The organism is Enterococcus cecorum (assembly GCF_052119425.1).
In the GTDB taxonomy this organism is placed as follows: domain Bacteria; phylum Bacillota; class Bacilli; order Lactobacillales; family Enterococcaceae; genus Enterococcus_E; species Enterococcus_E cecorum_C.
The window spans coordinates 1-331 of record NZ_JBQKFH010000123.1; the positions used below are offsets into that span (position 1 = coordinate 1).

Genomic DNA, 331 nt, shown 5'->3' on the forward strand with positions numbered 1-331 from the left:
TCCGTTGAGCGATGGCCCTTCCATGCGGAACCACCGGATCACTAAGCCCGACTTTCGTCCCTGCTCGAGTTGTAGCTCTCGCAGTCAAGCTCCCTTCTGCCTTTACACTCTGCGAATGATTTCCAACCATTCTGAGGGAACCTTTGGGCGCCTCCGTTACCTTTTAGGAGGCGACCGCCCCAGTCAAACTGCCCATCTGACACTGTCTCCCACCACGATCAGTGGTGCGGGTTAGAGTGGCCATAACGCAAGGGTAGTATCCCACCAGCGCCTCAGTCGAAACTGGCGTCCCGACTTCTACGGCTCCTACCTATCCTGTACATGCGGTACA

The 331-nt window shown here is 56.5% G+C and carries 1 rRNA gene; it reads right to left on the reverse strand.

Going from position 1 to position 331, the window contains the following annotated elements:
* Positions 1-331 (reverse strand): 23S ribosomal RNA (locus ACTQZM_RS12120); the annotation flags it as partial.